The organism is Amycolatopsis sp. NPDC003676, assembly GCF_053587275.1.
Genome location: NZ_JBSFNS010000457.1, coordinates 1 through 1019, shown reverse-complemented (window position 1 = coordinate 1019; position 1019 = coordinate 1). Strand labels below are relative to the sequence as shown.

The 1019-nt window shown below is 68.7% G+C and carries 1 protein-coding gene and 1 pseudogene; one reads left to right on the top strand and one right to left on the bottom strand.

Annotated elements, in window-relative coordinates:
- Window positions 1-635, bottom strand: a 635-nt coding sequence (locus ACWDNU_RS47215; RefSeq protein ID WP_449673629.1) for a TetR/AcrR family transcriptional regulator C-terminal domain-containing protein, incomplete at its 3' end; no start/stop codon positions are given.
- A gap of 92 nt (window positions 636-727) precedes the next feature.
- On the opposite strand from ACWDNU_RS47215, the pseudogene ACWDNU_RS47210 reads away from it, so the two are divergent.
- Window positions 728-1019 (top strand): annotated as a pseudogene (locus ACWDNU_RS47210) (hypothetical protein); the annotation flags it as partial.

Genomic DNA, 1019 nt, shown 5'->3' with positions numbered 1-1019 from the left:
GGCCGGAGCAGGCGGCCCAGCCCACCTAGGAGCAGGTCCAGGCCGAAGGTGAAATCGGCGATACCGGAATGGGTTCCGTCGATGACGAGTGCGGCCAGGGCGTGCATGTGGGGGTGTGTCTCGGTGGGGATGAGGGGCAGGAATCGCTGTGCCGCCGAGGCGTATTCGGCGGGGTCGAGGGGGAAGTTGATGGCTTGCAAGGTGAAGCCGTAGATGTGGCTGTCGAGGGCGTTCCACGCGCGGTCGGCCTGCTCATAGCTGAAGCCCGCGGTGATCAGGCAGGCCAGGGTGGCGTCGATGTAGCGGAGCATGGCCGGGCCGACATTGACGCGGGAGCCGAGCAGGCCGGTGGCCCAGCGGTGCCGGAGCAGGACCTCGTGCGCCGAGGTCGCGCGGTGGCGTAGCTCGGCCCGCCAGTCGCCGTCGGCGCGGGGGACGTAGATCTCGGCGACGACCAGGTCGACGATGCCGTCGAGCAGGTCCTCCTTGTTGGCGACGTGGTTGTACAGCGACATCGCCTCCACACCGACCGCCTTGGCGAGCTTGCGCATCGACAGTGCGTCCAGGCCCTCCTGATCGGCGAGGTCGATCGCGGCGCGCAGGACTCGTTCCCTGGTCAACGGGGTGCGTGGCATGCGGCTCCTGACTCATTCCTTGACCTACTTACGGCGTAAGCGTACCGTCTGAACCATCAGGCTTACGCTGTAAGTGCGAATTGAGGGACGGCATGACCGAGGTGGATACGGCGTCGATGACCGCATGGGTGGCTCCCCGGTACGGCGGAAGCGAGGTACTGCGGACCGAGATCGTGCCGCGCCCGGCGGCGGGTCCGCGCGAGGTGGTGGTCCGGGTGCGGGCGGCTTCGCTGTGCAGCGGGGACCTGCACCTGCTCACCGGTACCCCGTACCTGCTGCGGCTCGGGTTCGACCGGCGCAAGGGGCGGCGGCTGGCATGTCAGAGCGAACCGGCCAGCGACTGCGCGGTCGACCTCAGCTCAGTGCCGGAACCCGCGCCGCACC